This window comes from Streptomyces changanensis, from assembly GCF_024600715.1.
GTDB lineage: Bacteria > Actinomycetota > Actinomycetes > Streptomycetales > Streptomycetaceae > Streptomyces > Streptomyces changanensis.
The window spans coordinates 6,546,190-6,569,908 of the sequence record NZ_CP102332.1 but is presented as its reverse complement, the minus strand read 5'-3'; the positions used below and the strand labels follow the sequence as shown (position 1 = coordinate 6,569,908).

Below are 23,719 nucleotides of genomic sequence, written 5' to 3'. Positions count from 1 at the left end.
CGGAACGTCGGGCCGATGCCGTCACGGAGCCGACCGCAGGACGGGAGTCCCACCCGCGTGGTGGTGGTCCGGCGGTGAGGGAGGGTCACCCTATACGAGGACGACCTCACCGGCGCCGCCGCGCGTCACCGACCGGTCGGGGCGACGGGCTCCCGTGCCACGGGCCGTCCGGTGCGAGGGCGTCGAGCAGCGCGGGCAGCTGCGGTGGTTCCACCGGGTCGGCCAGCGTGGCCAGGTCCGGCCACGCGACCCAGGCGTGCGTGTCCAGGGCGGCCTGCTCGTCGGGGAGCAGACCGGTCCGCGTCAGGCGCGGGCGTTCGCCGGCGAACCGGGCGAGGAAGAAGTGCTCCGTCCCGACGTACCGCCTGCCGTTCCACCAGAGGTCCCTGTCGACGGGCACGGACCGGTCGAGGACGGCGGCCGGGTCGAGTCCGGTCTCCTCCGCCAGTTCGCGCCGTGCCGCCGTCAGCGGCGTCTCGCCGGGCTCGACGCCGCCGCCGGGCGGCTCCCACAGGTGCGCGCCGCCGAGGGGGTCGCGCCAGCGCAGCAGGAGGAGGCGCTGGGCGGCGTCCAGGCAGATGACCCGTGCGGCGGGCCGGTGCGTCGAGTCCATCCGGCCGACGGTAGGCGCCACCCAGGTCCTGATCAAGGCCGGGGCCCGTCGGCCCGGGCCTGGCCGGCGGCGGGACGATGGGCGGCGGGGACGGTGGGCGGCGGTGCCGTCAGACGCCGACCGCCTCCTCCATCTCCTCCTCGGCCTCCTCGGCCACCCCGGTCCGGTCGGCCCGGTTCACCGCCCCGGGCGTCTCGGGCGTCCCGGGCGCCCCGGCCGTCCCCGTCGGCCCAGTCGACTCCGCCTCCTCCGCGCGTCCCGGTGCGGCGCGGTCGACGGCCTCGTGGACGGGCCGGGCGGCGTGACGGGGCGTGGCGGCGTGGGCGCGGCGGGTCTCGGTGACGCCCGCGGCGACCGTCAGGGCGACGCCGGCGAGGAACCACAGCAGCAGGACGAGGACGTGCCCGCCGAGGTCGTGGCCGTCGAAGTACACGTGTGCGCGGGCGCCCTCGACGAAGCCGGCGCCGTTCCAGAAGGCGTGCAGCGAGGCGAAGAAGCCGGGCTGGAGTTCGGGCCGGTAGATGCCGCCGGAACTGGTGAAGTTGAGCATGACGAACAGCACCATGACGCCGAGGGTCGTCCACCGCTTGAGGTACGTGTGCAGGCCGACGCCGATGAGGAGGACGCCGGCGCCGTACAGCCACGCCATCGCCCACAGTCCGCCCAGCCCCCGGTCGACGAGGTGGAAGACGGGTCCGGCGAAGAGGGTGCCGACGAGGCTGACGACGAGCGACATGCCGGCGGCGAGGAGGGCGCGGACACGCATCGGCAGGACGGCTCCGGCGCCGCCGATGACGGCGACGGAGGCGTACGAGCCGATGCTGAGCGCGACGAGGAGGAAGAAGACGCCCTGGCCGGTGGGGTCGCCGTCGGAGACGGGCGCGACGTCCGTGACCTTGAGGGGGGCGTCCTGGGCGGCGGCCACCTTGGTGAAGACCTTCTCGACGGCCATGGCGGTCGTGTCGGACGAGGCACTGGCGACGAGCAGCTCGGGGTGGGCGCCGGGGACGTAGGCGCCGAAGCTGGACCGTTCGCGCAGGGCGGTCACGGCGTCGCCGCGGTCGGCCACGGTACGGACGTCGAGGGCGCCGGCGCCCTCGTCCTGGAGGGTCTGGGCGAGCACCTGGGCGGAGGGGCCGGAGCCGACGACGTCGACCCGCAGGTGGTCGGGGGCGGGGGCGTGGAAGGCGCCGAGGTAGGCGAGTCCCATGCCGACGCACATCAGCAGCGGGGTGAACAGGTGCCCGAGGACGTGGCGCAGCGCTCCCCGGGTGTTCGGTCCTGCGGACACTGGACCTCCATGGTTGGCTTTTACAACTAAAGGATCGTTGTACTATACAACTGAACCGATGCGCGTCGACCGACGGCGGGCCCGGCCGACGAGGGGTGCGGTGCACGATGGGCGACGACGCGCGTGAGACGTCCGTGGACGCCATCCAGCGGGAACTGACCGCCTTCGCCCGCCGCGCCCGGGCCGCGGCGGCCCGGCTCCACCCCGACCTGCCGCTCGTCTCGTACACGCTGCTCGCCCACATCCACGACCGGGCGGGGTGCAGCGCCACGGACCTGGCGGCCCACTACCTGCTGGACAAGTCGACGGTGAGCCGGCAGCTCGCCGGGCTGGAGCGGATCGGCCTGGTGGAACGCCGCACGGAGCCGGACGACCACCGCGTGCAGGTGCTGCACCCCACCGAGGAGGGGCGGCGCGTCCTGGCCGCCACGCAGGCCAGCCGGTTCGCCGCCTACGAGGAACGGCTCCGGGACTGGTCCGCCGAGGACCTCGCCCGGTTCGCCGCGTACCTCGTCCGGTACAACGCCGCCCTCACCTCCGACCCTCCGGACACCCCGCGCGGCTGACCGCCCGTGGGGTGACACGTCCCCCACCCGGGTCCCCTCGGCCGACCCGTACGGCAACCGCCGCGCGCAGGGGCCACGGTCACGCCCCTTCTCCTCGTATGCTGCGGCGGCACCTCCCGCCCGCGCCGCTCGCCGAGCGCCGGCGCGAGGCGGCACCCCCGGCCCCTCGTCGCGGCCGGTGACGCGGTGACAGGCGCGCCCGTGCGCGCCGGGACAGGTACGAGGTGAGGAGAAGGATGAGGCCGACGACATGGGGGGTGGCCGCCGTCACGGCGGCGCTGCTGACCGGCACCGTGCAGGCGGGCCCTGCCGGGGCGGCCTCGCTCCCCCTCTGCCCGACGGTGTTCGGGCACGGCGGTTACCCCACCGGCCCGAACTCCTGGGAGCGGGACCAGATCCGTCAGCCCAACCACCCGAGGGGCCTGGCGCAGCAGAAGGGCTGGGGCGCGAGCGGCGTCGAGGCCGACCTCCAGCTCACCAAGGACGGCGCCACGAGCGTGATGTGGCACAACACCACGACCAACGGGCTGACCGGCACGCGCAAGGCCATCACGGAACTGTCCTGGGAATCGGGGGCCGACCCGCTCAAGGGCCGTACGATCACGCGCGGGCCGTACACCGGGGAGACCGTCTACACCTTCCGCGAGTGGCTCGACAGCGCCGCGTCCCAGGGGATGATCCCGTTGGTGGAGCTGAAGGGCGAGGCGAGGCAGTCGCTGCTCCACACCGACCCGGCGATCCGCGAGGCCGGATGGGCGGAGGTCATCTCGCCCATGGTGGAGCGGGTCGGCTCGCAGCACATCATGATCTACACGCATGACGCGACGTTGAAGCCGGAGCTCGAACGGCGCGTCCTCGAGGCCGGTCTCGCCTCCTCGCTCACGGGCCACCCCTACTGGGTCGACGGGATCGGCTGGGAGGAGCCGCCCCCCGCGGCCTCCGGCAACCACGCCTCGTGGGAGCAGGAGTTGGCACTGCGCGGCTCGACGACCACGTCGGTGCGGATGGCCACGTCGTGGACGGCGGACTTCACCGCCTGGTTGAGCGAGAGATGTGTCTGACGTCCCGTCGACATCGGTCGCCCGGCCGGTAGGGCGGGGGCTCCGCGTCGGTGACGGCGTCGGCGAGGGCGGTCCGGCCGGGACGCGCCGCGGTCGCGGCCGTGGCACCGTGGTCCCATGACCATCGACGTGCGCCCGGCCACCGTGTTCGAGGACGTCCGGACCCTGGTCGGGCCCAAGTCACCGGACGCGAACGTCTGCTGGTGTCTGAGCTACCGCCTCCCGTCCAAGGCCAACAACGAGCTGCGCGGCCCGGCCCGCGGCGCGTACGTCGCCGAGCTCTGCCGCACCGCGCCCCCGCCGGGCGTGATCGCGTACGACGGTGACGAGCCGGTCGGCTGGGCCGCCGTGGCGCCGCGCTCCGCCACGTCCTTCGCCCGCAACCGCAAGATCCCGCACATCGACGACCTGCCGGTCTGGTCACTGTGGTGCGTCCGCGTCCGCCCGGGTCACCGGAAGCGCGGGATCTCGCACGCCCTCATCGCCGGTGCGGTCGACTTCGCCCGGGCCCAGGGCGCACCGGTCGTCGAGGCGTACCCGCTGGACAACGGCGGGGCCCGGGTCGACCTGACGATGGCGTACGCGGGGCTCCGCGCGAACTTCGAACGCGCCGGGTTCGTCCACGTCGCCGACACCACCTCGGTACTGGCCGGGCACCCGCGGGTCCTGATGCGCCGCGACCTGCGCTGAGGGATCGGCGGCAGGCCGGCGACTCCGGGCGACGCGGTACCGAGCCGGAGGGTCGCGGCCGGTCGGAGCCCTCCGGTCGGCGGGGTCCGTCCTGCCCCTCAGGCAGGACCGACCGGGAGCGAAGATCATCACTGAGGCCGATCATGCGGGTCCGCCGGAGCGTGATGCTGGGGACATGACACAAGATCCCGGCACGCTCGCCCAAGAGACCGCCGACCGACTCGCCGGGGACGGCGTCGGCGCGGTCGTGGCCGCGGTGGTGGGCGGCCACGCGGAGATCAGGGGCGCCGGACGCGTCGCGGTCGACCGGCCCGACACGCCCGGCGCGGACACCCTCTTCGAGATCGGCTCGGTGACGAAGGTGTTCACGGCGCTGTGCCTGGCGCGGCTCGCCGTGGCGGGCACCGTGGACCTGGACGAGCCGCTGGCCGCGCTCCTGCCCGAGGACGCGGTCGTGCCGTCACGCGGGGGCGCGGAAATCTCCCTGCGACACCTGGCGATGCACACCTCGGGGTTGCCGCGGCTGCCGAAGGGCATGTTCCTGCGGTCCCTGCTCCGCCCGGGTGCACCCGACCCGTACGCCGGCTGCACCGCCCGCGTCCTGCTGCGCGGTCTGGCGAGGACCCGGCTCGGCGCCCGGCCGGGAGAGCGCTTCCAGTACTCCAACCTCGGGGCCGGCCTGCTCGGGCTGGCCCTCGCCCGCCGGGCCGGCACCGACTACGCGTCGCTGGTGCGCCGGGAGATCTGCGCGCCCCTCGGCCTGGTGGACACCGTGGTGAACGTCGAGGGCGACCGGGCGGACCGCCTGGCCCAGGGGCACGACGGCGACCGGCGGCCCGCCCCGCCGTGGAACCTGGCCGACCTGGCCGGGGCGGGCGGACTGCGGTCGACGGCGACCGACCTGGTGGCCTTCGTCCGCGCGCAGTGGGACGGCCCGGCCGGGCCCCTCGCCGACGCCGTACGGCTCACCCGGGAGGTGGAGCACCCCACCGGCCCCTCCTCGTGGGCGCACCTCGGGTGGGTGGGCCACCGTCCGGACCCGGCCCGGGGCGGTCACGCGCAGATCTGGCACAACGGCGGCACCGGCGGCTTCTCCTCGTTCGTCGGCTTCGGCCCGGAGCAGCGGACGGCCGTCGTCGTCCTCGCCAACACCCGTACGTCGGTGGACGCCGCCGCCGCCCGCCTGCTCGCCACCCTCCAGAGGGAGCACGCCGCGCCGGCCCGGCCGTAGGGGCGGGCCGGCGCGGTTCCGGGGTGGCCGGTCGGTCGTGAGCTGGGCCCGTCGGTCGTGAGGTGACCGGCCGTGCGGCACCGGTCGGCCCGCGGCGACGGTGACACTCCGGCCTTGTGCCGGTACGGGACGTTCCGGCCATGCCGGGCCCGGTCCCCGGCCGGGGCGGCCCCCGACGCGGAACAGCGCCCCCGGGCCCGCGGAAACGGGGCAGCCCCCGGACCGAAAAGCCGGTCCGGGGGCTGCTGCCGCGCCCCTGGCGTCGTACGCCGCGCCCGCGTCACACCTCGCCGCGCCAGGCGCCCGTCGGGGTGCCCCGCCCCTCGATGAAGGACCGGAAGCGCTCCAGGTCACCGCTGACCTGCCGCTTGACGAAGCCCAGCTTGTCGCCGACCGTCTCCGCGACACCGCTGGGGTCGAAGTCCATCTGGAGCATCACCTTGGTGGTGGTGGCGTCGATGCGGTGGAAGGTGACGACTCCGGCCTGCCGCGCCTCGCCGTCCACCGTCGTCCAGGCCACCCGCTCGTCCGGAATCTGCTCGGTGATCTTGGCGTCGAAGGACCTCTCCACGCCGTTCACGTTGGTCGTCCAGTGGGTGAGGGTGTCGGAGAGCTGCTCGATCCGCTCCACGCCCTCCATGAACTGGGGGAACGTCTCGAACTGGGTCCACTGGTCATAGGCGGTGCGGACCGGGACCTTGACGGTGATGGATTCCTCGACCTGCGACATGGTGGCGTCTCGCCTTTCGCTCGTCGCCGCTCCCTGACGGGAGCCACGGGCTTGCCTCTTCCGGAGACGCCCGTATACCCCCGACCCGGACGGCCATGACGGGCGCCGGGGGAAACGGCCGCGCCGGCTCCGGGCGTCCGTGTGGCGCAGGGCCGCGCCACACGAACGGATGGACCCGCCCGCCCGGCCCGTACCCGCCTTCGGGCGGAGGAACGATGGCGGGGACCTGCCACCCAGGGGCGACGGGGCCGTGCCCGCCCCGCCACGACGAGGGGACACGCGGATGACCGACCGCGACGACCGCGACGACCGCGACGACCGCGACGACCGCGACGACCGCGACGACCGCGACGAGAGGATCGCCGAGTTCGGGAGGCTCGTCAACCTCTCCCCCCGGGAGTTGGAGGACTGGCTGGAACGGGACGAGTCCACGGCCGCGGGACAGCACCAGGACGGCGGCGAGAGCACCGGCCACGCCTCCGGCCGCCGCATCGTCGGGCTGCTGCGCACCTCCCCCTCCGAGCTGAGCGACGACGACGTCGCCCATATGCGCAAGGTCGTCGGCTACATCAAGCGGCACCTGGCCCAGCGCCCCTCGGGCGACGTCACGGACACCCGGTGGCGCCACTCCCTGATGAACTGGGGCCACGACCCGCTGAAGGACTCCTGACACCCGAGGGACCGGCGGCACCACGGGTGTGGCAGGGTCCGGGGTGACCGGCCCCGTCGCACGGACGGGCCGGCGCGTCGTCGTGGGCGAGGCCGTCGGAGGGGAATGTCGTGGCAGAGCCGTTTTCGGTGCCCGTCGTGGTGCGCGGCTACGAGACCGATACGCAGGGGCACCTGAACCAGTCCGTCTACCTGCAGTACGCGGAGCACGCCCGCTGGTCGCTGCTCCAGGAGGCGGGCATCCGGCAGGGCGACCTGCTGGGCAAGGGCCTCGGCCCGGTGGCCCTCGAAGTGACGGTGCGGTACCTGCGCGAACTGCGCGCGGGGGACGAGGTGCGGGTCTCGTGTGCCTTCCTGTGGGGCGCGGGCAAGACCTTCCGTATCGAGCAGACGATCCGGAAGGCCGACGGTACGGTCGCCGCCGAGGTGACCGGCGTCGGCGGGCTGATGGACCTGGACGCGCGCAGGCTGGTGGCGGACCCGCGCGAGCACTTCCGCGACCTCGCCGACCGCCCGCAGGTCATGGGCATCTGACCGGCCCGCAGGCGGGTCCGCGGAGCCGGGACGGGCGTGGAGCCGGGCCCGCGGTGGCGGGGCGGCGGTGGCGGGGCGGCGGCGGTGGACCACAGCGGAGATCCGGCTCCCCGCCCGTGAGCATGTCGGAGTCGATCCGACCGCCGGCCCGGCCCGCCCCGGAATCGGCCGCGCCCCCGGTCCGGGTCTCTCTCGCCGGCCCGTCGGGCGCTCCACACCGCGACGTTCGGGAGGCGGGGCGCCCTCGGTGCGCCGGCACGGCCGGTCGCCGACGTCGCCGGTGCCACCCCGGACCGACCCGCCCAAAGGCGGGCGAGGAGGGGCATCACCCCCGTTCTCCTTCCCGCGGGCGGTCCAGTCCGGACCGGTGCATTCGGGGCGGGCGGGTACACGCGTCGATGTGGGCGAATGACCGACGGTGAAGGAGAAGCGATGACCGACTCTTCGATGAAGGCTGTGGGCTGGGCCCGTTCCTTTCCCATCTCCGGTGGCGTGCGCGCCGGCAGGCAGTGGGCGCGCGAGCACCTCGAATCGCTGGGGTGGACGGAACAGGCGCCGGAGACGGTCGACGACGTGCTGCTCGCCGTCTCGGAACTCATCACCAACGCCCACGTCCACGCGCACAGCTCCGCGCAGGTGGTGCTGACGTGGGACAACCGGTGCCTGCACGTCAGCGTCCACGACGCGGCGGCCGAACTGCCCGCTCCGCGCGACCCCGACACCACCTCGCCGGGCGGTCGCGGACTCGCCCTCGTCGACGCCCTGTCCGACCACTGGCACACGCACCCCCAGAAGGACGGCAAGACCATCACGGCCTGCTTCACCCCGACCGGTTAGCGCTCCCCCGCCCTCCGGGACACCCGACCGGGTCACCCGGGAGGGTGGGCCGCCCCCGCCCGTCGCCATGGGGGACCCCCCTGCCGCCCACCAATGGTGATGCTGCCGGCGTGACCGACACACACATCCTCTCCCCGGACCCGGCAGGCCACCGCGCCCCGACAGGAGTCCCGGCACGGGCCCCGGCGCGCACCCGTGCCCGGGCCGGATCCGGGCCCGCGTCCCGCTCGCCGCCGCGCTCGGCGCCGTCGCCCTGCTGCCCCTGCTGCCGCCGGGCACCGCCACCGTCGGGGCCGCGCCCGCAGCCCACCGGGCGGCACCGCCGCGCACGCCGACGGCCGGGGAGGCGGGCATGGCCCGTCATCTGGACGCCATCCGCGACGACCCGCCGCGTCTGCGGGTCTTCTTCCGCCGCCTCCCCAAGGGCGCCGACCTGCACCACCACCTCGCCGGAGCGGTCCGCACCGAGCACCTGCTGCGCCTGGCCGCCGAGGACGGGCTGTGCGTCGACGCCACCATGACGGCCGTCCCCCCGCCCTGCGGCTCCGGCACCCGCCCCGCCTCCGACGCCCGCCGCGACCGCGCCTTCCACGACGCCGTCGTGCGGGCCTGGTCGATGCGGGACTTCCCGCCCGGAGGCGACGGCCACGACCACTTCTTCGCCACGTTCGGGAAGTTCGCCGAGGTCGCCCGGCGCCACCGCGGCAAGCAGCTCGCCCAGGTCGCGAACGAGGTCGTCGCGCAGAACCAGTTCGCGCTGGAGACGATGGTGGGCCCCGTGCCCGAGGGCGCGGAGGACCTCGCGGCCCGCACCGGCTGGGACGGTGACCCCGCCCGGACACACCGCCGGCTCCTCGCGGGCGGCGGACTGGACGCGCTGGTCACCGCGGCGTGCGCGGAGGCCGACGACGCCGACGCCGAGTTCCGCGCGGCGGCCCGCTGTACGACGGACCGGCCGGAACCGGGCTGCCGCCTGCCGGTCCGCTGTGTCTCCCACGTCCTGAGGGGCGGCCCGCCCGCGCTGGTGTTCACGCAGATGGCCCTGGGGATGCGCCTGGCCGAACGCGACCCGCGGTTCGTCGGGGTCAACCTCGTCCAGCCCGAGGACGGAGCCGTCGCCCTGCGCGACCACGACCTCCACATGAGGATGCTCGTCCACCTGCGCGCCGCCTACCCCGGGGCGCGCCTCCCCCTGCACGCCGGCGAACTGTGGCCGGGCCTGGTCCCGCCGCGCCACCTGCGGTCCCACATCCGGCAGGCCGTCACCGTCGCCCGCGCGGAACGGGTCGGCCACAGCGTCGGCCTCCGCCACGAGGACGACTGGCGGGACACCGCCCGTACCATGGCCGCGCGGGAGACCGCCGTGGAGGTCCCCTTCACCAGCAACGCCCAGATCCTCGGCGTACGCGGCGCGGACCACCCCTTCGAGACGTACCGCCGCTTCGGCGTGCCCGTCGTCCTCGCCACCGACGACCCGGGCGTCAGCCGTACCGACATCAGCGGCGAGTACCAGTACGCCGCCGAGGCGTACGACCTGTCCTACCCCGAACTGAAGGACCTGGCGCGCGCCTCCCTGGAGTACTCCTTCTTCTCCGGCGGGAGCCTCTGGTCGGGCAACCCCACCCGTCACGGCTACCACCGCGTCCGCGCCTGCCGTACCTCGTGGCCGGGCGCGGCACAGCCCGCGGTGGCATGCCGCGCCCTGCTCGCGGCGAGCCCCGAGGCGGCGATCCAGTGGCGCCAGGAGGCGGCCTTCCACCGCTTCGGGTCCCTCGTCGGCCACGGTGGGCCGGCCCCGGCCCTGTGAGGTGCGCCCGCCCCGTGCGGGGCCCGCACCTCCGCGGACGGCGCGGACTCGGCCCGGGTGCCGGCTCCCGTGAAGTTCCGGCGGGAGATTCGGCATGCTTGTTCGGAGTCGGGGTAGGCGCGCGACACTGGCCATCGATGAAGGGCTGCCCGTGCTCACACCTGCTCCCCAGTACCTGCGTACCCTGCTCGCCCGCTACGCGGACCTGCGCATCGCACAGAGCCGCGGCGAGAAGGGGCTCCAGCACCGCTTGGACGACGTCGTCTACACCCTGTGCGTCGCCACCGGCACCGCGTGCGTCGACGACGCCCTGGCGGCGGCGGACGCCATGCTGGCCTCGCGGGCGCTCGGGGTGGACCGCCCCGTCCTCGCGACGCAAGGCGCCGAGCTCGCGGCCTGATCCGGAGCTCGTCACGTCGCCCTCCACCCGCCCCCCGAACCGGCAGCGCCGGTATCGGCCGGGGCGGGTCGGCATGTACGGGGCCGGGGGTCGACCGGATCAGGTGCGGGGCCGGAGGGGGTCACGGCCCGGCCAGGCGGGTGACGGCCTGGGGGACGGGGTGGGGGCGGCGCCGGGGGCGGGCGGCAGGCCAGGCGGCCGGGGGCGGGCGTCAGGGCAGCGGGGCTGTGGGCCAAGCGGACCAGGCGGCCGGGCGGTCAGCCGAAGAGGCCGTCCGCGCCCGTCAGTTCCAGCAGGCGGTCGACGACCGGGCTGCTGGATCGGATGACGACGGTCTTGCCCTCTTCGAGGGCCTGGCACCGCAGGCCCAACAGGGCGTTGAGGCCCGAGCAGTCGACGAACCGCACGCCGTGCAGGTCGAGGTCGATGCCCTGGGCGGAGTTCCGCAGCGTCGCGCGCAGGTCGTCGCCGAGCCGCCGATCGGTGCTCAGGTCGAGCTCCCCGGCGACGGTGACCCGGACGCGCCGGCCCTCCGGCCGCACGTCGGCCGTCGCCAGTCGCGGTCCGGCACCCGCCGGCGGATCGGCGTTCACCGCCGGTCTGACCTTTTCCGCGGGCGCACGGTACGCATCCTCGGGCATGCCACGCCTCTCCCTCGCGTCCGTCTCCAGGCTTTCCCTCTTGCCCACAGACGTCAACAGATACACGAAATCCTATACGTGCTTTTGAATGCGTGAAGGCCACCTCGTTAAGGTAGGGGCATGGACGGAGTACCAGAGCCGCACACTGGATGGACTTTCCTGACCAACCACGCCCGGGTCCTTGCAGCCATCGCCGACGACCACACGAGCCGCATCCGTGACATCGCCGCGCACTGCCGCCTCACCGAGCGCGCGGTCCAGAAGATCATCGCGGACCTCGAACGGGACGGTTACCTCTCCCACACGCGTGAGGGGCGCAGCAACACCTACCGGATCGACCCGAACAGGGTCCTGCGCCACCCGGCCGAGGCCGGGCTCACCGTGGCCTCGCTCCTCTCCCTCCTCGTCCAGGACGAGAGCGACCGCGCCACCCCCGGCGCTCCGCGCCAACCGGCGACCCGCTGAGGCCGGGTACCGCCCGCGTCACACGGGGCGCCGTCGCGGGCGCCCGCCGTACGACGTGCTCCTCCCGTAGCCGGGGGCCTCACGGTCCGGGACATGAAGGCCGTGGCGTGACACGGCGTCCGCCATGCGGACGCCCACCTCGCGGCCTCCGGCCTGACCCCCGCTCACAGCACCGTCCTGCCGGGGCGCGAGGTCCTCGCCGACGCGGACGTACCGACCGGCGCGTGACCGGCACCGGTCGGTTGCCGCCGGCGGGTGGGAACCGGCGGACGGCCGGCGGCGTTCTCGTCCGTGAGCGGGTCGACCCCCCGCTCACGACGCGATGGACGGGGACGACGTGATCAGTGACAAGGCCAGGACGCTGTTCGAGGCACTGGACCTCGACCAGGACGGGATCCTGACCCGCGAAGAGGTGATCACCGCCCTGCGTGTGAGGGGGCCGTCCCTCGCCGCCTCCGGGGACCTGCCGTTCTGGGGGCTGGGAGACGCCGACGCTTCCTCCGCGCTCTTCGACACCGCCGACCAGAACGGCGACGCGGTACTGACCCTGGAGGAGTTCGCCGCGGTGGTCGACCGGCGTTTCGGCTGGCGCTGACGCCCGCTTGGACGGATCGGGACGTCTGAGGACGTCTCGGGCGGGGTGGGGCCCGGGGCGGCGCCGACGCCGCCGTACCGTGCGGGCGCGGCCCGCCGGTACACGGACGGCTCACCTGCCGAGGCACAGGGCGCGGTCGACGAGGTCGCGCCGCGCCTCCTCCTGGCGGGCCGCCGCGGCCGGGTCCGCCGGGCGGCTGTGGGCCGAGACGGTGACGGTGCGGCGGCCGTCCGCCGTGGTCGCGGCCAGGACGACGTAGCCGAAGCCGCTCCCCCCGTGCCCGAGGTGACTGCCGCCGCAGGACAGGGGGGTGGAGAAGACGCCCAGGCCGTCCCGCGTCCCGGCGGGGTGTCCGCTCCCCTCCGGCACGGGCACGGTGGTCCGCATCGCGGCGAGCGCGGCCGGCGTCAGCAACCGCCCGCCGGCGAGCGCGGCGAAGAAGCGGTTGAGCTCGTGCGCGGTGCCGGTCATGGAACCGTCCGCCCCGGTGTCGAAGGGACGGTAGGGGATCGTGGTGTCGACCAGGGGGCCGTCCTCGGCGAACTGCTGGTAGTCGGCCGCGTGCGGCTCCGGGAGGAAGGGCCAGACACCCGGGGTGTCCGTGCGGCGCAGGCCGAGCGGACGCAGGACGCGCTCGTGGACCTGCTGTTCCCAGGAACGGCCCGTGACCTTCCGGATGATCATTCCGGCGAGGACGTAGTTGGTGTTGGAGTACGCCCAGCCGGCGCCGGGCGCGAAGGCGGGCTCGTGGCGGACGGCCAGGGCGACGAGTTGCTCCGGTCGGTAGGAGCGCCACCGGTTGGCGTGGTACGTCCGGGCGCTCGGCTCGGGGAACACGTCGGCCGTGTAGTCGGGCAGGCCGCTGGTGTGCTGGAGCAGGTCACGGACGGTGATCTTCCGGCCGTCGTTGCCGGCCCCGGACACGACCCCCGGCAGCAGCTCCTCCACGGTCCGGTCGAGGGTGAGCCGCCCCTCGTCGACGAGTTGGAGCACGACGGTGGCGACGAAGGTCTTGGTGACGCTGCCGAGGCGCAGGTAGCCGTCCCGGGGGACGGGGCGGCGGCTGTGGAGGTCACCGACGCCGGAGCGGGCGGTGACCGCCCCCTCGGGGGTGTCGAGCCGGACGGACACGCCCGTGACCCCGGCGTCGCGCAGGGCGTCGGCGCCCTGCTGGACGGACCAGGCGGCGGGGGCGGGAGGCGAGGCGGCGGCCCTGGCGGCCGCGCCGGACGGCGGAACGGACAGGACGAGGGTCAGGACGGCGGCCGGGACGTGTGGACGGCGGAAGATCATGATCCGAGACTAGGAACGGCCCCTGTCGCCGGCCATCCGGACCACCCGCCGGAGGAGCGGGGGTTGCCCGGATGGACAGGGCGGTGGGCCGCGCCGGGCGCCGGTCGACCGGCAGGCGTCAGGCGACCGGCGACCGGCGGGCGTCAGAGCGTCGGGACGTCGGGGCGTCAGGCGACCGACGGCTGGAAGAAGCGTTCCGCCGAGGGTGACCGCGTGGCGGTCGGGGACGGGGGCCCGCCGCAGAACTCCGCCTCGATCACGTCGACGTAGAGCTTCCCGTCCGGCAGCCAGTCGCCGTTGACGTTGAACGTCAGCTGGTGCTCGCCGTCGACCGTGCCGACCATCGCGGACAGGGAGCCGTTGGTGCGGCCGCTCTTGCCCACCACCTCCACGCCGCAGGACAGCCGGGCGAACTCGACCCCCAGTCCGAAGCCCGTGCCGTCGTCCGTCGGGACCTCGTCGAGCATCCGCTCCAGCTGCGCCGGGGGCAGCAGCTCGCCGCGGAGCAGGGCGCGGTGGAAGCGGTTGAGGTCGCCGGTGGTGGAGATGACGTCCCCGGCGGCGCCCAGCCAGGTCATGTTCTGCTCGGTGGCGTCGTGGACCGGCGCGTCGGGGGCGCCCTGGTGCAAGCGGGAGTAGCCGACCGGGTGCGGCTTCGGCATCCTCGGCGACGTGCCGGGGAACGACGTGCCGCGCAGCTTCAGCGGCTTGATGATGCGGCGGGTGACCTCCTCGGCGTACGAGCGGCCCGTCGCCTTCTCGATGACCATCCCGGCGATCACGAAATTGGTGTTGGAGTAGACGGGCGCCCTGCGCGGGTCGGGATGCGGCGGGTACCGCAGGGCGATCGCCACCAGCTCCTGGGGCGTGTGGGTGTCGTACCGGTGCTCCGGGAAGCCGGGGCCGGCGGCGTCGTGGAGGAAGGCCTCGTCCCGCGTGTGGTTGGCGATGCCGCTGGTGTGGTCCAGGAGTTGGCGTAACGTCACCTCCGACCCGTCGTAGCCGTTGCCGTGCAGCAGGCCGGGCAGCCACTCCTCGACGGTGTCGTCCAGGCTCAGCCTGCCCTCCGCCTCCAGTCGGAGCAGGACGGTCGCGATGAACGTCTTGGTGATGCTGGCCCCGCGGAAGTGGTCGCGGGTCGTGCGCGGGCGGCCCGTGGCCGTGTCGGCGTGACCGGCCGTGGCGGACCACCGCCGGCCGCCGTCCCGTACCTCGGCTGCCGCCCCGGGCAGTCCGCCCTCCTCGACCAGCGCCTCCAGCGCCCGCCGGGTCGCTTCGTGACCGTGGCCCGAGGGCGCGGCGTGCGCGGTCGGCGCGAGCGTGGCGCACCCCACGACCACCGAAAGGGCCAGGGCTGACGAGGCGGTACGTACGGACCACTGCTTCATTGGGGCCTCCCCGGTCGCCGGGGGCAGGTCCTGCCCCCTGTGGGAGGAGGGACGCCGGGCGGGGACGACGTGGTTGATCCACCGGCGCGCGGAGCCCGGCACCGGCCACAGCCACGGCCGGCCCCGGTGGAGGGGAGCGGGGGCGATTCGTTCCGCCCTGCGGGTGGCTCCCGCCCCTCGGGCCCCGTGCGCGGCGGCCGGCTGCCCGGACCGGGCCGCGGCGGTACGGGCCGCCCGGGAGCGGCACGCACCGGGTGCGCCTGGCCGACGCGGCGGGGCAGGTGGCCGCCGCCATGGCCGCCGTCACCCCGCCCGGCATCCCCGTGCTCATGCCCGGTGAGGGCGCCGGCGCGCCCGACGGGCCGCTGCTGCGGTACCTCACCGCGCTGGAGGCGTTCGACCGCCGCTTCCCCGGTTTCCGCAGCGAGACGCACGGGGTGACCCTCGCCCCGGAGACCGGCGACTACCTCATCGAGTGCGTGCCTGCGGCCGACGGACCGGCAGGAGACGGACCCGGAGGCGCTGCTGCAGCAGACGCCGTGAGCCGACCGCCCGCCGGCAGGGCCGCCGCCGTCCCGGTCAGGGTGCGGCGGCGGCCGGCGACGCGGTGACGGCGTGCGCGAGTGACGGCTCGCGGCGGGTCCGCGACGCCCACCGGGCGGCGGGCCCGAGGGCGTACGACGCGGCCAGGAACAGGCCGCCGAGCAGCAGCCAGCCCGCCACGCCCCCTCCGATCAGCAGGGACGTCAGCACCAGCGGCCCGAGCGTGCGCGCGACGGTGACGCCCGTACCGAAGAAGCCCTGGTACTCACCGACACGTCCCGACGGTGCGAGGTCGAAGCCCAACTGCCAGGAGCCGGCCGACTGGAGCATCTCCGCGGCGACCAGCAGCACGGACCCGCCGACCAGGGCGGTCGTCGCGACCCAGGTCGGGCCGGCCGCCGAGACGGCGAAGACGGCGCACGTCAGGAGCGCGAGCACACCCGAGCGGCGCAGGGCGCGGGTGGCCGTGGCGAGGCCGGTGACCGAACGCGCGGCCCGGACCTGGAAGAGCACCACGGCACCGGTGTTGAGGACGAACAGCGCGGACACCAGCCACTCCGGGGCGTCGGTGCGCTCGGTGATCCACAAGGGTAGGCCGAGGCTGAGCAGCGGCATCCGCAGGAGCAGCACGGTGTTGAGGAGCGTGACGACGGCGTACGGCCGGTCGCGCAGCACGTCGAACCCCGCGCCCCCGGCGGAGGGGGCGGGCGCGACGGCCGGCAGCCGCAGCAGGAGGAGCGCGCAGAGCAGGAAGCCGAGGGCGTCGACGGCGAACACGCCGAGGTACGCCTCCCTGGTCCCGACGGCGAGCGCCGCCCCGCCGAGTCCGGCGCCGAGGGCGAGCCCGGCGTTGAGCGTCGCCTGCAGACGGGCGAGGGCGCCGGTGCGTTCGCCCGCCGGGACCAGTCCGGCGAGCAGCGCCTGCCGGGCGGCGGCGAGGCCGGACTGCGCGGTGGCGTAGAGGCAGGCGGCCGCGAGGAACGCCGGGAACCCCCGGACGAACAGGAACGACGCCACGGCGGCCCCGGTCGCCAGGGCGAGGAGGGCGGCCGTCCCGCGCGGGCCGCGGCGGTCGGCGACCCGGCCGAGCGGCACGCCGACGACCGAGCCGACCGCCCAGGCGAGGGTGAGGCCGAGACCGATGCGGGCGGGCGCGAGCCCGACGATGTGGGTGAAGTAGAGGGCGGAGGTGACGTAGTAGGCGCCGTCGCCCAGGGAGTTGGCCAACTGGGCGGCGGTGAGGGTCCGCTGGGGCCCCCGGGGCGGCAGGACGTTCGGCATGGCACGGACGGTACGCGGACGGTGGACCGCCTCCGTGGGACAAGGAGGCGCCGTCTTCCTGGGCCACTCGGGGCCGGCGGGGGCCACGTGGGGGCGAACCCCGACCCGACCGGCGAGGCACGCCCTAGGCTGGCCGTCATGGGGACGACGGGTGCGGAGGACGTCGACGCGGCGATCGGTCTCGCCACCGCCGCGCTGCGTGCGGTGGCGGACCGGGACTGGTCCGTCCCGGCCGCGCGGTCGGAGTGGAGCTGCCGCGACGTGGTGGTGCACCTCGCGCAGGACTTCGCGGGGTACGCCGCCCAGCTGGCGGGCCGTGTGGCGGAGGGGTACGTGCCGTTCGAGGTCGTGCCCGAGCCGGGTACCGCCCCGGACGGGCTGGTGCGCCTGGTGGAGGCGACGGGCGGGCTGCTGGCCGCGGCGGTGTTCCGGGCGCCACGGGACCTGCGCGCCTGGCACCCGTACGGCCACGCGGACGGTGACGGCTTCGCGGCGATGGGCGTCGTGGAGGCACTGGTGCACACCCGGGACGTCGTCGCGGCCCTGGGCGCCCCGGACTGGCGACCGCCTGGACCGTTGTGCGCCCGCGCGGTGGAGCGCCTCTTCCCGCAGGCGCCGCGCGACCGCGACCCGTGGCGGACGCTGCTGTGGGCCACCGGCCGCAGCGGGCTCGGCGATCTGCCGAGGCTGCGGGCCTGGCGCTGGTACGCCGACCCGATCCGCTCGGGTCGGCTCGTCCTGTGCGAGCTGTCACCGGACCTCGCCGCGGACCTGCACGGCGGCGGTGAGGGCGGTTTCGCCTGGGCGGCGGGAGGGCCCGCTGAGGGCACCCGGTTCGCCGGGGGCCTGGTCGAGCAGGCGCACGAGGCGGGCGCGTACCAGCCGGGCTGGGGCGTGTACGTCATCGTCCGCGCCTCCGACCGGCGCGCGGTGGGCGGCATCGGCTTCCACGCCGCGCCGGACGCGGACGGCGCGGTGGAGATCGGGTACGACGTCGTGGAGTCGGCGCGCGGCCGCGGCCACGCCACGGAGGCGCTGCGCGCGCTCGCCGCGTGGGCGTTCTCCCGACCGGAGGCGAGGGTGCTGCGCGCCACCGTGGAGCACGGCAACGTCGCCTCGCACACGGTCGTCGGGCGGGCCGGTTTCCGTCCGGTCGGCTCCGGCGACGGGAATGTCCGCTACGAACTGCGGCGCGGGGAGCTCCGACCGGGCTGACCAGGGCACCGGGGCGGCGGGGCGGCCGGGGCCCGCCCCGGCACCGGCCGCCCCGGCCCGGGACGCGTGCCGTACGGGCGCGGGGTTCCCGGGTGCCGGGCCTGATGCCGTCCGGGTGCCGCTCGGGTGCCGGGTGCCGGGTGCCGGGTGCCGGGTCCCGAGCGCCGGGTCCCGGGTGCCGGGTGCCGAGCGCCGGGTCCCGGGTGCCGGGTGCCGGGCCGGGCCGGGCGGCGCTGCGGGGCCGGGGCCGCTCGAGTGCCGCGCCGGGTGACCGGGCCGCGTGCGTCCGGGGGCCGGGGTCGGGCCGGGCGCCGGCCCCGGACGCACCGTTCCGCAGGGCCGGGACGTCTCTGCCCGTGCGTTCGCGACGCGTCTCGAACGCACCGGAACGGCCCGGCATGGCCCAGGAGGGGTGGGGTATCCGGTCGGGGACCCGAGCCGGCGCGGCCCCCCCCGGCCGTTCCGGGCACCTGGCCCCGCCACCCCTTCCTGTCCCGGTGGCGGGGCCACCTTCCGTCCCGTGCCCGCCGCCGGCTTCCCGCCGGGCACGGTCCGCCCGGTCCGCCGGGGCTCGCCGCTTTCCCCGGGAGCGGTCAGGACGTCTGCGGTTCCGCCCGGAGCAGGAGCATGGCGATGTCGTCGGTGTACCGGCCCGACCTCCAGGCGTGGCGGATCAGGCCGTCCACGACGAGGCCGGGGTCCTGGGAGGCGTGCGCGGCCAGGTACCGGGCGAGGTCGGCGGTGATGCGGTCGGGATCGGCGCCGGGGACCTCGATCAGCCCGTCGGTGTAGAGGGCGAGCGTCGTGCCGGGCGTGAGCAGCAGGTCGGTGACGGCGAAGGAGAGGTCGACGTCGACGCCGAGCAGCGGGGCCGGGTCGAGGGGCAGCGGTCCCGGCGGCCGGCCCGGCTGGTGCAGCAGCGGCGGTGGATGGCCCGCGCCCGCCAGGACGGCCCGTCCCCGGGCGAGGTCGATGTGCATGTAGAGGCAGGACACCAGCAGGTCGGTCTCCAGGTCGGCGAGGACGCGGTTCGTACGCGCGAGGACCTGGTCAGGCGCGGCGCCGGCGGTGGCGTGGATGGCCGTGCGTACCTGCCCCATGAGCGCCGCCGCGGCGACGTTGTGGCCCTGGACGTCGCCGATGACGGCCGCGACCGTGGTGGGGTCGATGCGGATGACGTCGTAGAAGTCGCCGCCGACGTTCATGCCGTGGCTCGCCGGGAGGTAGCGGGCGGCGATCCGCAGGCCCGCCACCGTGGGCAGGCTCCGCGGGAGCAGCGCCTGCTGGAGGCCGTGCGCGAGGTCGTGCACGGCGTCGTACAGGCGGGCGCGGTCCAGGGCTTGGGCGATCAGGCCGGCCAGCGAGGTGAGCACCGCCCGCTCGTCGGCGGTGAAGGGGCGCGGGTGGTCGTAGGAGAGGATGCAGCAGCCCACGGGGCGACCCGAGATGACGAGCGGGAGGAAGGCCCACGCCTGCTTGCCGCTGATCTTCGGGGCCCTCGGGTAGCCGCGCGCCATCTCCGCGGGGTCGGCGAAGAAGGAGGGGACGCCGGTGGCGAGGACGTCCCCGGCCGGGGTGAGGTCGGTGTCGAGCGGCAGCCCGTCGAGGCGGTCGATCACCTGGGGGTCGTAGCCGTGGTGGCCGGTGATCCGCAGCCGGCCGGCGTCGGCGGCGGACAGCACCAGACCGTCGGCGTCGAAGGCGGGCAGGATCTGCTGGGCGACGAGGTCGACGACGTCGCGGACGGCGACGGTCTCGGTCAGGGCGGCCGCCAGGTGCAGCAGCTGGTACAGCCGCCCGACCTGGGCGGCGCCCGGCGCCCCGGCACCGGCGGGGACGGCGCCGGGGGGCGCGGGGGTGGCGGTGCCGGCGGGCGCGGGAGTGGACGGTGCGGGCGGAGTCGTCCCGGGCGCGGTCGGCGCCGGCGCGTAACCGCCGGCGGGGGCCGGGCCAGGGGGCGCGGGCCCGGGGCCGTCGGGCGGGGTGGCGCGGGTGATGCGGACGCTGATGCCGCTCGCGTCCGGGTGGAGCTCGAAGCGCAGGTACGTGTCCGGAGGGCGCAGGGTGGTGAAGGCCACGGGGTCGCGGCTGATCACGGCGGTGCGGTAGTGGTCCTCGGCGAGGGGGGCGTCGAGCCAGGGCAGCGACTGCCAGGGGCGGGTGCCCCGCAGGCGGTCGGCCTCGCGGCCGAGGAGCGCCGCGGCGGTCGAGTCGAGGAAGGTGATCCTCCCCTCCAGGTCGAGCGCCACGGCCCCTTCCGGTAGGCGTTCGACGTAGTCGGCGGCGGCGTGGTGCGACGGGTCGGCCGCGCGGTCGGCGGTGACCGGGATGAGGCGGGGGCGGGTGGGCGCGGCGGCCGGGACGGGTGCCTGGTCGAGGGTGTGGGCGATGCGCCGGGCGGCGGCGGTGATGTGCCCCTGCTCGCGGCGCGTGGCGGCCTCCGGGTGGCTCGCCGGCCACAGCAGGAGCAGGGCGCCCCAGCAGCGGGCCCGGCCGGGCAGCGGGGCCGCCGCCAGCGCGAACCGGTACGGCAGGCCCGCGGCAGCGCGGGGGTAGGCGCGGGCCATGTCGTCCTGGGAGGCCACCCAGACCAGGCGGTCCTCCCGAACGGCGTCGGTGACGGGGAACGGGGCGGCTACGGCCATCCGGCTCCACGGCAGCGCCACCTCCGCGGGTACGCCGCACATCACCGCCAGGTGCAGCGCCTGGGCCGGCTCGTCGAGGAGATAGACGCCCCCGGCGGAGGCGCCGGTGCGCCGTACGGTGTCGGCGAGCGCCGTGTCGAGCCGGCCGGTGCCGACGGACTCCTCACCGCGCGGGGTCACCACGGCCCCCTGCGGCTCGGGCGGGGGGCCGGCACGTGGTGGCGCCCGGCGGGCCTCGCGGCCGGCCGGGGCGCAGTGGCATCCCGGCGACCCGTGCCGAACCCGGCGGGGACGTTCCCGGACCGGGCGGCGCACCCGTCACCCATACCAGGACAATACGCTCATCGCACGGGCTCTGCGTAGCGTCGCCCACCCGTGGCCCCGCCCCAGCGCCCAGCCGGCGGTCGACGGTCGACGGCCGGGTGGTGACGGGCCGCGCCCCGGTCCTGTCACCGCCCGACCGTCGCCCCGCCGCGACGCCACCACTCCCCCACGGCGGCGCCCCCGTCCGCGCGGAGCGACGATCGGGTCGCGCCGGCCGGATCGGACCCTGTCGGTCAGGGGTCGGTCAGGCCGTACCCGTCGTATCGGTCCGGTCGTCCGGTGGTGACGTGACGGCGCGGAACTCGACGGCGACGTCGTACAGGCCCGCGCTCGACGTGATGGGGGTCGTCGCGTCGTCACGCGCGGCTTCGGTGCGCTCCCTGAAGAGCGTGTCGGCGGTGGCCGCCTCCCACGCCTCCTGACTCTCCCAGTGCGCCACGTTGACCAGTTGGAAGCGGTTCTCCGACGAACGCGCCCGGTGGAGGCGGGAGTCGAGGAACCCTGGCTTGGCACTCATGAGCGCCGCCCGTTCCTCCCAGCGGGCGACGAAGGCATCGAGGTGCTCGGCTGTTATCTCGAAGACGTTGATGAACGTGACGGAAGTTCCCGGCGCGGTCACCGACGGGTTGTCTAAGGCCATGGGTCGACTCTATAGCCGCCCCGTACCACCGTGTCCGAGACCCCGAACGGCCCGTCGCAGCCCGCCCGTTCCCCGCGTCGGCGTACGGGGGGGGCGACGGGGCGACGGGGGCTGGTCCCCAGCATGATCGCCACAATGGGGTGGGGGTGACGGTGTGGCAGCGCCACCGGCCCCGGGTCCGCGGCCGTACGTCCGCCCCCGGCGCCGGCGCCCCTCCCTGACGACTTCTCCTGGAGGACCTGTGAAACCTCGGAAACTCCGCTGGCTCGTGCCGTTCCTCGCGGCACTGCTCGCGGTCGTGTCGCCGATGGCGCCCGCGCACGCGGCAGCCGCCGCCGACTGCGCCGGAACGGGGGTGGAACGCTTCGGCGCGGCCTCGGTCTCCGGGGCGATAGTCGGCGCCGTCGTGCACGAGGGGCGCGGCTACGTGGTGACGCGCGGTCAGACCCCGCCCATTCTGGCCGAGTACGACCTCGCGACGAAGAAGGTCGTGCGCCAGGTGCCCCTCACCGACTGGCCGGGCACCGTCGCCCCCGAGGGCGCGTGGGCCACCGTCGTCTCCGGCGGCAAGATCTACATCGGCACCTACCCGGCGCCGCTCCTCTACCGCTTCGACCCGGCGACGGGCAAGGCGCAGTACCTGAAGACGCTCGGTGGGGCGAGGGGCACCATCTGGAGCCTCGCCGCGGCACCGGACGGAACGATCTACGCCGGCACCAACCCCGACGGACGGGTGTGGGAGTACGACCCCGCCGACGGGGCTGCCAAGAGCTGGTCGCTCGCGACCGGCGAGCACCACGTGCGCGCCGTGGCCGCCGACGCGACCAACGTCTACGCCGGGCTCCTCGACACGAAGCAGCTGCTCGCCGTCAACCGGTCCACCGGCGCGGTGCGCGTGCTGGCACAGGGCGACACCGGGTTCTCCACGGTCTCCGTCGGTCGTACCCGGCTGCGCGCCGGCAGCGGCTCCACCCTGTACGACATGAAGACCGACGGCAGCGACGTGCGCAAAGTGTCGCTCGGCAGCAACTCCGCGGACTCGATCGGGGTGGCGCCGGACTACACCGCGTACATCTCCACCCGTCCCGCCGGTCACGTCTTCTCCTACCGCACCGGGGACGCGGCGCCGACGCTCGTGGGCACCGGCAAGCCGCAGGACGAGACCCGGCACCTCGCCGTCGACGGCACCACCCTCACCGGCTTCGCCGGCAGCGGCGGGGTGTGGACGATGGACCTGACGACCGGCAGGTCGGCGCACACCGACCTGGTCGCGGCCGGCCTCGCCGTGGGCGCCGAGCGCCCCCACTCCATCCTGCTCCACACCGACGGCACCGTGTGGGTGGGCGGCCACTTCGGGATCACCGTCCACGACCCGGCCGCCCGCACGTCGCGCGGCATCTGGGTGCCGGGCGAGCCGAAGGCCATGGCCCGCGTCGGCGACCGGGTCTACGCGGCCCTGTACCCCAGCGGCGAGATCCTGGAGATCGACCCGCGCGACGGCGACCGGGTGCGGTCCCTCGGCGCACTGGGACACGGGCAGCAGCGCCCCTGGGACATGGAGTACGACCCCACCACCGGCAAGCTGCTGGTCGCGTCCGTGCCGCCCGGCCCGAACCTGAAGGGCGCGCTGACCGTCATCGACCCCGTGGCGCGCACGATGAAGGTGTTCGTCGACGTCATCCGCGACCAGGGGCTGACCACGCTGAGCGCGGGCCCGAACGGCGTCGTGTACGTCGGCGGTGACGTCCTCGGCGGCGGTACGGCCGTCTCCACCCGGAGCACGGCCGCCGTCGCCGCCTTCGACCTGGCCACCGAGAAGGTGCTCTGGGAGACCGAGCCGCTGCCGGACAACCGGACGCTGCAGGACGTCAAGGTCCACGACGGCCTGCTGTACGGGGTCCTCAAGCGCAACGCCGGCTGGTTCGTCCTGGATCTGAGGACTCGTCAGGTGCTGCGCCACGGCACGCTGTCCGGCTACGGCGAGATCGAGGTCCACCAGGGCCAGGTGGTCGCCTCGACGTACTTCGGCGGCGGGAACGTCTTCCTGCTGGGCCCCGGCCTCGCGGAGCCCCGGAAGCTCGCGACGGGGCTCGGCGACGAGTGGCACACCGACCCGCAGCTGGCCTTCGAACCGGCCGGCTGGCACGCCTGGACGCTCGTCGGCCGCCAGCTCGCGCGCCTTCGCCTCGACCCGGCGTGCGCGCCGCCCCTGCTCACCTCCTGAGCGTGCGGTGCGGGGCCGCGTCCGCGCGGCCCCGCG

Annotated in this window: 23 protein-coding genes; 14 read left to right on the top strand and 9 right to left on the bottom strand. The window is 75.4% G+C overall.

What is annotated here, in order from left to right; genetic code table 11:
* Nucleotides 1-106: 106 nt before the first annotated feature.
* Together NRO40_RS28855 and NRO40_RS28850 are read right to left on the bottom strand one after the other, a co-directional pair.
* On the bottom strand, nucleotides 107-613 hold the full coding sequence (locus NRO40_RS28855; RefSeq protein WP_058941961.1) for an NUDIX hydrolase: 507 nt from the start codon (nucleotides 611-613) through the stop codon (nucleotides 107-109).
* Nucleotides 614-722: 109 nt separating this feature from the next.
* Nucleotides 723-1,904: a hypothetical protein gene (locus tag NRO40_RS28850; protein ID WP_232791051.1), complete on the bottom strand. Its 1,182-nt coding sequence runs from the start codon at nucleotides 1,902-1,904 to the stop codon at nucleotides 723-725.
* 107 nt (nucleotides 1,905-2,011) lie between these two features.
* On the opposite strand from NRO40_RS28850, the gene NRO40_RS28845 reads away from it, so the two are divergent.
* The 4 genes from NRO40_RS28845 to NRO40_RS28830 all read left to right on the top strand — a co-directional run bounded on the left by NRO40_RS28845 (nucleotide 2,012) and on the right by NRO40_RS28830 (nucleotide 5,452).
* The gene (locus tag NRO40_RS28845; protein WP_058941962.1) at nucleotides 2,012-2,470 is read left to right on the top strand and encodes a MarR family winged helix-turn-helix transcriptional regulator; all 459 of its coding nucleotides are present in this window, start codon (nucleotides 2,012-2,014) and stop codon (nucleotides 2,468-2,470) included.
* 236 nt (nucleotides 2,471-2,706) lie between these two features.
* On the top strand, nucleotides 2,707-3,531 hold the full coding sequence (locus NRO40_RS28840) for a glycerophosphodiester phosphodiesterase family protein (protein WP_232791052.1): 825 nt from the start codon (nucleotides 2,707-2,709) through the stop codon (nucleotides 3,529-3,531).
* Between the two features lie 117 nt (nucleotides 3,532-3,648).
* A complete protein-coding gene (locus tag NRO40_RS28835) occupies nucleotides 3,649-4,221 on the top strand; it encodes a GNAT family N-acetyltransferase (RefSeq protein WP_058941964.1) in 573 nt (190 codons plus the stop codon).
* Nucleotides 4,222-4,396: 175 nt separating this feature from the next.
* Nucleotides 4,397-5,452, top strand: a complete 1,056-nt coding sequence (locus tag NRO40_RS28830; RefSeq protein WP_058941965.1) for a serine hydrolase domain-containing protein — start codon at nucleotides 4,397-4,399, stop codon at nucleotides 5,450-5,452.
* Between the two features lie 280 nt (nucleotides 5,453-5,732).
* Here NRO40_RS28830 and NRO40_RS28825 read toward each other — a convergent pair whose 3' ends face one another.
* Entirely contained in the window at nucleotides 5,733-6,182 is a 450-nt protein-coding gene (locus tag NRO40_RS28825) for an SRPBCC family protein (protein WP_058941966.1), read from the bottom strand.
* A 283-nt stretch (nucleotides 6,183-6,465) separates the two neighbouring features.
* Between NRO40_RS28825 and NRO40_RS28820 the strand changes: the two genes are divergently transcribed.
* The 5 genes from NRO40_RS28820 to NRO40_RS28800 all read left to right on the top strand — a co-directional run bounded on the left by NRO40_RS28820 (nucleotide 6,466) and on the right by NRO40_RS28800 (nucleotide 10,429).
* Entirely contained in the window at nucleotides 6,466-6,852 is a 387-nt protein-coding gene (locus NRO40_RS28820) for a DUF3140 domain-containing protein (RefSeq protein WP_058941967.1), read from the top strand.
* A gap of 110 nt (nucleotides 6,853-6,962) precedes the next feature.
* Complete coding sequence (locus NRO40_RS28815; RefSeq protein ID WP_058941968.1) at nucleotides 6,963-7,385, top strand: acyl-CoA thioesterase; 423 nt, start codon at nucleotides 6,963-6,965, stop codon at nucleotides 7,383-7,385.
* A 432-nt stretch (nucleotides 7,386-7,817) separates the two neighbouring features.
* Entirely contained in the window at nucleotides 7,818-8,222 is a 405-nt protein-coding gene (locus NRO40_RS28810) for an ATP-binding protein (RefSeq protein WP_058941969.1), read from the top strand.
* Between the two features lie 352 nt (nucleotides 8,223-8,574).
* A complete protein-coding gene (locus tag NRO40_RS28805; protein WP_107115075.1) occupies nucleotides 8,575-10,029 on the top strand; it encodes an adenosine deaminase in 1,455 nt (484 codons plus the stop codon).
* A 151-nt stretch (nucleotides 10,030-10,180) separates the two neighbouring features.
* Entirely contained in the window at nucleotides 10,181-10,429 is a 249-nt protein-coding gene (locus NRO40_RS28800) for a DUF5133 domain-containing protein (protein ID WP_232791053.1), read from the top strand.
* 257 nt (nucleotides 10,430-10,686) lie between these two features.
* Here NRO40_RS28800 and NRO40_RS28795 read toward each other — a convergent pair whose 3' ends face one another.
* Entirely contained in the window at nucleotides 10,687-11,022 is a 336-nt protein-coding gene (locus tag NRO40_RS28795) for an STAS domain-containing protein (protein WP_232791054.1), read from the bottom strand.
* Between the two features lie 168 nt (nucleotides 11,023-11,190).
* Between NRO40_RS28795 and NRO40_RS28790 the strand changes: the two genes are divergently transcribed.
* Together NRO40_RS28790 and NRO40_RS28785 are read left to right on the top strand one after the other, a co-directional pair.
* Nucleotides 11,191-11,535 (top strand): helix-turn-helix transcriptional regulator, encoded by a 345-nt coding sequence (locus NRO40_RS28790; RefSeq protein WP_058941972.1) that lies wholly within the window; start codon nucleotides 11,191-11,193, stop codon nucleotides 11,533-11,535.
* A gap of 340 nt (nucleotides 11,536-11,875) precedes the next feature.
* On the top strand, nucleotides 11,876-12,130 hold the full coding sequence (locus NRO40_RS28785; RefSeq protein WP_058942007.1) for an EF-hand domain-containing protein: 255 nt from the start codon (nucleotides 11,876-11,878) through the stop codon (nucleotides 12,128-12,130).
* Nucleotides 12,131-12,241: 111 nt separating this feature from the next.
* On the opposite strand, the gene NRO40_RS28780 is transcribed toward NRO40_RS28785, so the two are convergent.
* Both NRO40_RS28780 and NRO40_RS28775 read right to left on the bottom strand, forming a co-directional pair.
* Nucleotides 12,242-13,423, bottom strand: a complete 1,182-nt coding sequence (locus NRO40_RS28780; protein WP_079047022.1) for a serine hydrolase domain-containing protein — start codon at nucleotides 13,421-13,423, stop codon at nucleotides 12,242-12,244.
* Nucleotides 13,424-13,590: 167 nt separating this feature from the next.
* Entirely contained in the window at nucleotides 13,591-14,811 is a 1,221-nt protein-coding gene (locus tag NRO40_RS28775) for a serine hydrolase domain-containing protein (protein ID WP_058941973.1), read from the bottom strand.
* Between the two features lie 254 nt (nucleotides 14,812-15,065).
* On the opposite strand from NRO40_RS28775, the gene NRO40_RS28770 reads away from it, so the two are divergent.
* Nucleotides 15,066-15,422: an Orn/Lys/Arg family decarboxylase gene (locus tag NRO40_RS28770; protein ID WP_058941974.1), complete on the top strand. Its 357-nt coding sequence runs from the start codon at nucleotides 15,066-15,068 to the stop codon at nucleotides 15,420-15,422.
* Here the strand turns inward: NRO40_RS28770 and NRO40_RS28765 are convergent.
* Complete coding sequence (locus tag NRO40_RS28765; protein ID WP_058941975.1) at nucleotides 15,391-16,635, bottom strand: MFS transporter; 1,245 nt, start codon at nucleotides 16,633-16,635, stop codon at nucleotides 15,391-15,393. The genes NRO40_RS28770 and NRO40_RS28765 overlap by 32 nt on opposite strands.
* 138 nt (nucleotides 16,636-16,773) lie before the next feature.
* Here NRO40_RS28765 and NRO40_RS28760 point away from each other — a divergent pair, with 138 nt between their 5' ends.
* Complete coding sequence (locus NRO40_RS28760) at nucleotides 16,774-17,850, top strand: GNAT family N-acetyltransferase (protein WP_058941976.1); 1,077 nt, start codon at nucleotides 16,774-16,776, stop codon at nucleotides 17,848-17,850.
* 593 nt (nucleotides 17,851-18,443) lie between these two features.
* On the opposite strand, the gene NRO40_RS28755 is transcribed toward NRO40_RS28760, so the two are convergent.
* Both NRO40_RS28755 and NRO40_RS28750 read right to left on the bottom strand, forming a co-directional pair.
* Entirely contained in the window at nucleotides 18,444-20,675 is a 2,232-nt protein-coding gene (locus NRO40_RS28755) for a SpoIIE family protein phosphatase (RefSeq protein ID WP_058942009.1), read from the bottom strand.
* A gap of 388 nt (nucleotides 20,676-21,063) precedes the next feature.
* On the bottom strand, nucleotides 21,064-21,459 hold the full coding sequence (locus NRO40_RS28750) for an antibiotic biosynthesis monooxygenase family protein (protein WP_058941977.1): 396 nt from the start codon (nucleotides 21,457-21,459) through the stop codon (nucleotides 21,064-21,066).
* A 241-nt stretch (nucleotides 21,460-21,700) separates the two neighbouring features.
* On the opposite strand from NRO40_RS28750, the gene NRO40_RS28745 reads away from it, so the two are divergent.
* Complete coding sequence (locus tag NRO40_RS28745) at nucleotides 21,701-23,683, top strand: outer membrane protein assembly factor BamB family protein (protein ID WP_198549321.1); 1,983 nt, start codon at nucleotides 21,701-21,703, stop codon at nucleotides 23,681-23,683.
* Nucleotides 23,684-23,719 lie beyond the last annotated feature (36 nt).